We start from the raw sequence: 8,161 nt of genomic DNA, 5'->3' as shown, positions 1-8,161 counted from the left end.
TGGTGGGAGTGGCCGACGGCCGCGGCCACTGTCGGCAGCTGGACGCAGGCCGCGGCCGTCGCGGCCGCCGGGGTGGCCGCGCTCCTCGCCTGCACCGACCCGGGCCCGTGGCGTCCCCGGCGGCGCCGTCACCCCACACCGGCGGACGCCGTGCCGCCCGGCTGAGCCGCTCGGCCGCGGACCGGTGGGACTCCGGCCGGGTGACGGAACGGTGACGGTGTGTCCCCGGTCACGTTTGCGTGGTAAGGGAAGACAGGCGGCGGCGCCCGCGTTGATGGTTGCGCGCCTTTCCACGCTCGCCTCGGGTCAGGAGTCCCCCACGTGCCGAACATGTCCCGGCTCTCGCGCCGTCGTCGCGCGGGCCGGCACCCCCGCCGGGTGGCTGTGCTCAGCGTCCACACCTCCCCCCTGCACCAGCCGGGCACCGGCGACGCCGGCGGCATGAACGTGTACATCGTCGAGCTGGCCAAGCAGCTCGCCGACCTCGGCACCGAGGTCGAGATCTTCACCCGGGCCACCGCCGGCGCGCTGGCCCCGACGGTGGAACTGGCGCCCGGCGTCCTGGTGCGGCATGTGGACGCCGGACCGTACGAGGGGCTGAAGAAGGAGGACCTCCCCGCCCAGCTGTGCGCCTTCACCCACGGCGTGATGCAGGCGTGGGCGGGCCACCGTCCCGGGCACTACGAACTGGTTCACTCCCACTACTGGTTGTCCGGCCACGTCGGCTGGCTCGCCGCCGACCGCTGGGGGGTGCCGCTGGTGCACACCATGCACACCATGGCCAAGGTCAAGAACGCCGCGCTCGCCGAGGGCGACACCCCCGAACCCGCCGCCCGCATCATCGGCGAGCAGCAGGTCGTCGACGCCGCCGACCGGCTCATCGCCAACACCTCCGGTGAGGCGGCCGAACTGGTCGACCACTACGGCGCCGACCCGCTGCGCACCGCCGTCGTCCACCCGGGCGTCAATCTGGAGCGGTTCCGCCCCGCCGACGGGCGCGCCGCCGCCCGTGCGCGCCTCGGCCTGCCGCAGGACGCGGTCATCCCGCTGTTCGCCGGCCGCATACAGCCGCTGAAGGCGCCCGATCTGCTGCTGCGCGCCGTGGCCGAACTCGTCGACGCACAACCGGAGTTGCGCTCACGGTTGCTGGTCCCCGTGGTGGGTGGCCCGTCCGGCAGCGGCCTCACCCGGCCCGAGCGGCTCCACAAACTGGCGGGTCTCCTCGGCATCAGCGACATCGTGCTCTTCCGACCGCCCGTCTCACAGCCGGAGCTGGCCGACTGGTACCGCGCGGCGAGCGTGTTGGTGATGCCGTCGTACAGCGAGTCCTTCGGACTGGTCGCCGTCGAGGCGCAGGCCTGCGGGACGCCCGTGATCGCGGCCGCCGTCGGCGGGTTGCCCGTCGCCGTCCGGGACGACGTCACCGGCTACCTGGTGCAGGGTCACGAACCCGCCCTGTTCGCCGAGGCGTTGCGCCGCTTCACCGACGACCCGGCACGCCCGGCCGTCATGGGGGAGGCCGCCACCCGCCACGCGCGCGGCTTCGGCTGGGGCGCGGCGGCCGCGGCCACCGCCGAGGTGTACAGCGATGCCATCGCCGCCCACCGCTTCGCCGACCACACCGCCCACGCCACCCGCGGGGGCGCGGTGAACCGGCGCGGCGGGCTGCGCATCGCCCGCTGACGGACGACGGGACCACCGGCCGGGCGGGCGCCGGCCGCACCGCGCCGCACGCCCCGGCGAGCCGCGCGGCCGCACCCGTCCCGTGCCGGGGAGACGACCTAGGATCGGTGCCATGGGTGCACAGGGCGAGGAGACGGCGGCACGGCGGACCATCGAGGCGGCGCTCGCGGCACTGGCCGCGCCGGACGACCTGGAACCGGGAGCCGAGGCCGACGGGGCCACCGTCAGCTGGGAGAGCCCGGGACCGGGCCACTACGTCGTCACGCTGCCCGGCACCCGGAAGCTCTCCACCACCTGCTCCCTCGTGGTGGGTCGGCACTCCCTCTCGGTGAACGCGTTCGTGATCCGCCGCCCCGACGAGAACCACGCCGAGGTCCACCGCTGGCTGCTGGAGCGCAACGCCCGCCTCTTCGGGGTCGCCTACGCGATCGACCAGCTCGGCGACATCTACCTCGCCGGGAAGCTGCCGCTGGCCGCGGTGACGGCCGCGGAGCTGGACCGGCTGCTCGGTGCCGTGCTGGAACAGGCCGACGGTTCGTTCAACACGCTGCTGGAGAAGGGCTTCGCCTCCGCGATCCGCAAGGAGTACGCGTGGCGGACCTCGCGGGGCGAGTCCACCCGCAACCTCGACGCGTTCCGGCACCTCACCCGCCCCGCCGAGTGACGGCGGCGGGCAGCGCACCGGCCCCTCCGCCTCCCGCACCCGCCGCGCCCCGCCGCCCCGCGTCACGGCCGACCGGCCTCGCCGGGGGTCGGTGCCAACACCCGGCGCGGCAGCAGTCGTTCCGAGGCGAGGCGGGCGCGCACCAGCGGCGGCAGCAGGTTGGTCCCGCCCGTCCTGCGCAGCCGGCCGAGCGCCGCGGCCTCGCCCGGCAGAAGGCGGTGCTGACCGTCCCGCACCAGGCGGGCGACGCGCAGCGCCGCCGCCGGATGCGAGTCGAGCGCGCTGTGGCCGTGATCGGCCAGCGGCACCAGGGCACCGTCCGGGACCAGCCGCGCCACCCGCTCGGCCACCGCGCGCGGCGTCCGCAGCTCCCGGTCGCCGGAGACCACCGCCACCGGCCAGTCGAACGAGGGCAACGCCGAGGGCAGGTCGAACGGTTCGCCCGCGAACTCCGGGAAGTGCCTCGCCACTTCGAGGAAGCCGAGATGGGGGTCGAGCGGTAGCCCGTCCGGGTCCGGCCGGAACTTCAGCTCGCGGAACGCGATCACCCCCGCCAGGTCGAACTCCATGACGAACGGTCGCGGTGTCGTCGTCTCGGTGTTGCCGAGCGTCGCCAGCCATCGCCAGGTGCGGTGCCCGCGCCCGGCGGCCACGGCGCGGCAGACCGCCTCCAGCAGCGGCGCTCCGCCCGTCTCGTAGGCGGCCTGCGCCACCGCGCCCGTCTCCGCCGGGTCCACGAACCCGCGGGCGACCAGCTCCCGCAGGGCACGGGCGGCGGCCGCCGTCTCCACACGGGAGCCCTCCCAGAGGCGCTCCCGCATCACCCGCCTGGTCTCCACCCCGTCGTGCGCGGTGAGCACCGGTGAGTCCAGCACCATTGACGCGACCCGGTCCGGGTGCCGGAGGCCGAAGCCCTGCGCCAGGTAGCTGCCGTACGAGGTGCCGTAGACCACCGCGCGTTCGATGCCGGCGTGGTCGAGCACCGCCGCGAGGTCGTCCACCGCGGCGGTCACCGTCATCGCCTCGCTCGGCAGCGGCCGTCCGTCGTCCCGGACCCGCGACAGCCCGATGCCGCGGTGCTCCATCATCACCACGTCGAAGCGTTGCCGTACCGCTCGTGCGCGCAGCGCCCGGTACAGGGTGACCGACGCCAGGCCGGGGCCGCCCGGCACGAACGCCACCGGGGTGGAGCCGCGCGGTCCGCTCCGCACGTAGTGGAGGTCGAACTCCTCGCCCGTGCCGTCGCCCACCGGCCTGCGCACCCGTGCCACGTCGGCGGAGGCCGCAAGCCGCTGCCGCGTCTTCGCCTGCCGGTCCGCCGGCCGCCGCCCGGTACCTCGTCCGCCGTGCCGCATGTCGCTGCCGCCGTCGTCGTTCATGCCGCCCCTTCGTCCGGTCCGCCTGCTCGGTACCGCTGCCCGACCCCGGCGCCCCGAGCCCCGGCCCCGACGCGGCTCTCGGACCACCCACTCCGGGCCTACCCGCCGCGCCGCCGCGGTCCACCGCTCGGGTGGTGCGGAACCGTCACTCACCCCTCGGCGGCGAGCCCCCCGGCGCGCGGCCCGGGCCGCATGCGGCGGCCACGGCGCCCGACGCGCCGCGCGTGGTGGGATGCTGACGCGTGTGCGGCGCGGACGCCCCGCACGTGGCGGGGCGCCCCGCCCAGGTGCCCCGGGAGACCCCACCGTGATCGACGCCGCCGCCGCCGTGCTCTCCACCGTCCTGCTGCTGGCGGTCCTCGCGTTCGTGATCCTGCGACCGCGCCGCTGGCCCGAGGCGCTGGCGGCGGTACCGGCCGCCGGGCTGGTCATGGCCTTCGGCGCGGTCGCCCCCGCCGAGGCGTGGGCGGAGACCCAACGCCTCGCACCGGTCGTCGGGTTCCTCGCCGCGATCCTGCTGCTCTCCCACCTCTGCGCCGCGGAGGGGCTGTTCGACGCCGCCGGTTCCTTCGTGGCGCGGATCTGCCGCGACCGGCCCCGGCGGCTGCTGGCCGGGGTCTTCGTCCTCGCGGCGCTCACCACCGCGGTGCTCAGTCTCGACGCCACCGCCGTGCTGCTGACGCCCGTGGTCATCGCCACCGCGCTGCGCGCCGGAGCGGTACCGCGCCCCCACGTCTACGCCACCGCCCACCTCGCCAACTCGGCGTCGCTGCTGCTGCCCGTCTCCAACCTCACCAACCTGCTGGCGTTCGCCGCCAGCGGCCTCACCTTCACCCGCTTCGGCATCCTCATGGCGCCCGCGTGGCTGCTGGTGATCGCCGTCGAGTACCTGGTGTTCCGCCGCTACTTCGCCGCCGACCTGGCCGCGCCGCCGGTCCCGGTGGCGGAGACGGAACGGGTCCGGACGCCCGTCGTCGCCCTCGTCGTGCTCGCCGCGACACTCGTCGGCTTCGTCGCCACCGCGTTCGCGGGGCTCTCCCCGGCGTGGGCGGCGTGCGCGGGCGCCGCTGTCCTGGCGGTGCGCGCGCTCCGGGCCCGCACCACCACCGTCGGCGGGTTGGTCGCCGCCTGCAACCCGCTCTTCTGCCTCTTCGTGCTGGCGCTGGGCGTGGTGGTCAAGGCCGTGGTGGACAACGGGCTCGACGCCGCCGCCGGGCGCCTGCTCCCGGGCGGGACGGGGCTGGTGGACCTGCTGGTGATCGCCGCCGTGGCGGCGCTGCTGGCCGCCGGGATCAACAACCTCCCGGCGACGCTCGCGCTGCTGCCGATCGTCGCCGGCGGCGGCGCGGCCCCGGTGCTCGCGGTGCTCGTCGGTGTCAACCTCGGGCCCAACCTGACCTACGTCGGGTCCCTCTCGACCCTGCTGTGGCGGCGGGTGCTGCACGGCCACGACATGGACATCTCGCTCCGCGACTTCACCTGGCTCGGGGTCCTCACCGTTCCGCTGACGCTGGTGGCGGCCACGACGGCGCTGTGGGGGATGCTCGAACTCGTCGGCCCCTGATGAGACGCCCGCGCCCGCACCCGCACACTCCCCGCCCACCGGCGTTCCGGGGCGGTGGCCCGCCGGCCGCGTGCGGCCCCCACCGCGGCACGCGACCGGTCCGACCCCGCCCGGCGCCCCTCACGACCCGGGCGACCGGCCCCCGTTCCCGGCGAGCGACCGCAGCCGCTCCTCGGTGCCGTCGCGCCGGGCGCGCTGCACCCCGCGCTTGGCGAGCAGCCCCCTGCCGAGCGCCTGGACGGTGCGGTTGGCCGGGGCCGTCATCCCCTGGGAGGTGTGCGGCGCATAGCTGCCCTCGCCGTCGCCGTCCACGGTCAGCCACCCGGTGAGCATCCGTGTGCTCAACCCGACGCACTGCGGGCCGAAGCGGTGCGCCAGGAACCCGGCGCGCCGTCCGCCGGGAGGCAGCAGGCCCGCGGGGGCCGCCAGCCGGAGCCCGTCCCCGTCGTGTCCGGAGACGGTGACCGGGACGATCACGGGGAAGCCGTCGGCACCGCGGTAGGCGAGCAGCCGGTGCGGCAACTGCCGGATGGCCTTGGCGAGCGCCGCGACCGGGACTCTCGGTGCGGTGCCGCCCCCCGGTGGCCGCTGCGGCTCGGGCGCCTCCGCGCGCGCCGGGCCCGTCACCGCCGGAGCGCCCCCCGCGGCGGCGTCGGGCCAGGTGACGAGGCGTCGGACGTCGATGTCGACGAAGACCCGGTTCCGGTCGTACTCGCGCAGCAGCCGGTCCCACAGAGGGCCCTGCTTCCCCGGGCCGAGGAACCGTTCCGACTCGGACAGCAACCGGTCGAGCCGCTCCGGCGGGGGGCTGAGGTCGACCGTGGCCGGGCCCTGCGCCAGGACGTAGGCATCGTGGGTCGCGAACCCGTGGGTGCGCGTGTGGTAGGCCATCGCCATCCGCGGGTCGCGCAGGATGCGGTCCAGCTTCCGGGGGAACCCCAGCGAGGTGGTGAAGCCGATCCGGCCCGTCGCCCGGTCCGCCGTCCCGACCGGGGAGACGGCGGTGACGACGGCGCCACCCGCGGGGGTCAGGTAGGCGATCGCGACGGTCAGGTCGCCCGCCATCACGTCGTGCTCGGTGTCGCTCCAGCGGAGCAGCTGCTCGGTCATCGGCTCGCACCCCGCAGCTCGGCGAGAGCGGCGGCGCCGTGATCGCGCATCACGGGGAGCATCGGGGCCACCTCCGGCGGCAGGGCGGAGGTGAACAGTTCCACCTCGTCGGGCGAACCGATCTCGTGCAGGAAGCCGATCATCAGATGGCCACCCGCCGTCGGGGTCGTGTCGACGACCCGAGCCGCGAACGCCTCCCACTCCTCGGCCGAGACGTGGTCGCGGAGCGCCGGGAAGAGCACCGGCTCCTCGTGGTCCAGGTGCTCGTGCACGCTGTCCCGCACGTCGGCCGCCGCGTTCCGCAGCTCGTCCGACCACCCCTCGGAGGCGGCGTCCGCGCCGGGCCCGGGCCCGGTCGCTGTGCCCTCACCGGACTCGGATGCGGATGCCGGGGAGGGCAGCGGGGCGGCGGCGAGGCGGTCGAGTGCGACATCCAGTCCGCAGTGCTGCGCGCTCAGCACGTCGAGCCGGTGGCGCAGCTCCGGCGCCGCCTCGATGATGCCGGGCCACAGCCAGGCGTCCTCGGCCGCGTGGTGGTGACGCAGCTGCGCCACCAGGAAGTCGCGCAGCTGCCCCAACGCGGGGGACGGGGTGGCGGCGCGGTGCGCCGCCTCGACGAGCAGCGAGGTCGCCCGGCGGTGCATCTCGTGGACGAGACGCGTCTCGGCGACGGCGCGTTCTGCGTGCTCGGGGGTGTCTTCCACAGCGGACCTTTCGTGGACGAGTGGCCGTGGTTCGGTCCCGGTTCGGGCGGCCTGTCCGCAGGTCGTGCGAGGCCGTCCGCCCGGCGTCCGGCCGGGGCCCCCGCCCCCGCGGCCGTGCGTCGCCTCCCACCCCGGTGCCCGCCCGTTCCGGCGCGCACCAATTGAGGTGAAGGCGTCTGCAATCATTACACAGTCACTGCCCCGGGTAGGTTCTCCCCATGCCGGACCCGAACCGCGTCTACCGCTCCAAGCTGCGCGAGGACAACGCCGACCGAACCCGGCGGCAGATCCTGGACGCCGCGCGCGACCTCTTCGTGCCCCGTGGCTACGCCCGGGTCACCGTGGCCGACATCGCGGCGGCCGCCGGGGTCGCGGTGAAGACGGTGTACGCGAGCGTCGGGACCAAGCCGGAGATCCTGCACCGCCTGATCGCCGCCGACGTGGCGGACTCCCGGGCGGAGGAGAGTGTGGCCGCCGCGCGCGACGCGGACGACCTGCCCGCCGCGCTGAGCGCCGTCGCCGGGGCCGTCCGGCGCAACACCGAACGGTTCACCCCCTCGATCGACCTGCTGCTGTCGGCCTCCGCCGGTGACGACAGGGCCCGCGAGGTCTGGGGTTACGTGCTGGAGCGCTACCGCGAGGCGCTGCGCGAGGTGGCCCGCCATCTGGTCTCGGCCCGGCTGACCGCGCCCCACCTGGACACCGACGCGGTGGCGGACCGGCTCTGGCTCTGCTTCGGGCTGTCGTCCTGGCGCGTTCTCGTCGGGGAGTGCGGCTGGGGTTACGACGCCGCCGAGGAGCTGCTCACCCGGCAGGCGCTCTCACTGCTCCAGGACCCCGAACCGCTCCCCGTCGGGTCCGGCCCGCGGAGCACGGCACCGCCGCCCGACGCTGCCCAGGTGTGACGGCGGGCTCGGCAGCGGGGCGGCGGGCGTCGCGCGGCGGGCGAAGGACCCGGGCGGAGCCACGGGGCACGAAGAGGTCGCGCGCGGCGTCCAGGATCTGCCGCCGGGTTCGGTCGGCGTTGTCCTCGCGCAGCTTGGAGCGGTAGACGCGG

7 protein-coding genes are annotated in these 8,161 nt (G+C 75.8%); 4 read left to right on the top strand and 3 right to left on the bottom strand.

Annotated elements, in window-relative coordinates:
* Window positions 1-330: 330 nt before the first annotated feature.
* Window positions 331-1,683, top strand: a complete 1,353-nt coding sequence (mshA, locus tag HCN56_RS21450) for a D-inositol-3-phosphate glycosyltransferase (protein WP_167973610.1) — start codon at window positions 331-333, stop codon at window positions 1,681-1,683.
* 112 nt (window positions 1,684-1,795) lie between these two features.
* Window positions 1,796-2,347: a type III secretion system chaperone family protein gene (locus HCN56_RS21445; protein WP_167973608.1), complete on the top strand. Its 552-nt coding sequence runs from the start codon at window positions 1,796-1,798 to the stop codon at window positions 2,345-2,347.
* A gap of 62 nt (window positions 2,348-2,409) precedes the next feature.
* Here HCN56_RS21445 and HCN56_RS21440 read toward each other — a convergent pair whose 3' ends face one another.
* Window positions 2,410-3,726: an alpha/beta hydrolase gene (locus HCN56_RS21440; RefSeq protein WP_167973606.1), complete on the bottom strand. Its 1,317-nt coding sequence runs from the start codon at window positions 3,724-3,726 to the stop codon at window positions 2,410-2,412.
* Between the two features lie 307 nt (window positions 3,727-4,033).
* On the opposite strand from HCN56_RS21440, the gene HCN56_RS21435 reads away from it, so the two are divergent.
* Entirely contained in the window at window positions 4,034-5,290 is a 1,257-nt protein-coding gene (locus HCN56_RS21435; RefSeq protein ID WP_312871348.1) for an SLC13 family permease, read from the top strand.
* Window positions 5,291-5,410: 120 nt separating this feature from the next.
* Here the strand turns inward: HCN56_RS21435 and HCN56_RS21430 are convergent, their stop codons facing one another.
* Together HCN56_RS21430 and HCN56_RS21425 are read right to left on the bottom strand one after the other, a co-directional pair.
* On the bottom strand, window positions 5,411-6,400 hold the full coding sequence (locus tag HCN56_RS21430) for a hypothetical protein (RefSeq protein WP_167973602.1): 990 nt from the start codon (window positions 6,398-6,400) through the stop codon (window positions 5,411-5,413).
* Window positions 6,397-7,104 carry a hemerythrin domain-containing protein gene (locus HCN56_RS21425; RefSeq protein WP_312871347.1) on the bottom strand — a complete coding sequence of 236 codons (708 nt, stop codon included), beginning with the start codon at window positions 7,102-7,104 and terminating at the stop codon, window positions 6,397-6,399. The genes HCN56_RS21430 and HCN56_RS21425 overlap by 4 nt, the downstream gene beginning before the upstream one ends.
* A gap of 218 nt (window positions 7,105-7,322) precedes the next feature.
* Here HCN56_RS21425 and HCN56_RS27065 point away from each other — a divergent pair, with 218 nt between their 5' ends.
* Window positions 7,323-8,009 (top strand): TetR/AcrR family transcriptional regulator, encoded by a 687-nt coding sequence (locus HCN56_RS27065; protein ID WP_167973599.1) that lies wholly within the window; start codon window positions 7,323-7,325, stop codon window positions 8,007-8,009.
* The last annotated feature ends 152 nt before the right edge of the window (window positions 8,010-8,161 follow it).

It is taken from the genome of Streptomyces lonarensis, assembly GCF_012033735.1.
Classification (GTDB): Bacteria; Actinomycetota; Actinomycetes; order Streptomycetales; family Streptomycetaceae; genus Streptomyces; species Streptomyces lonarensis.
The sequence above is the reverse complement of the archived record's forward strand: the minus strand, read 5'-3'. Positions and strand labels throughout refer to the sequence as shown.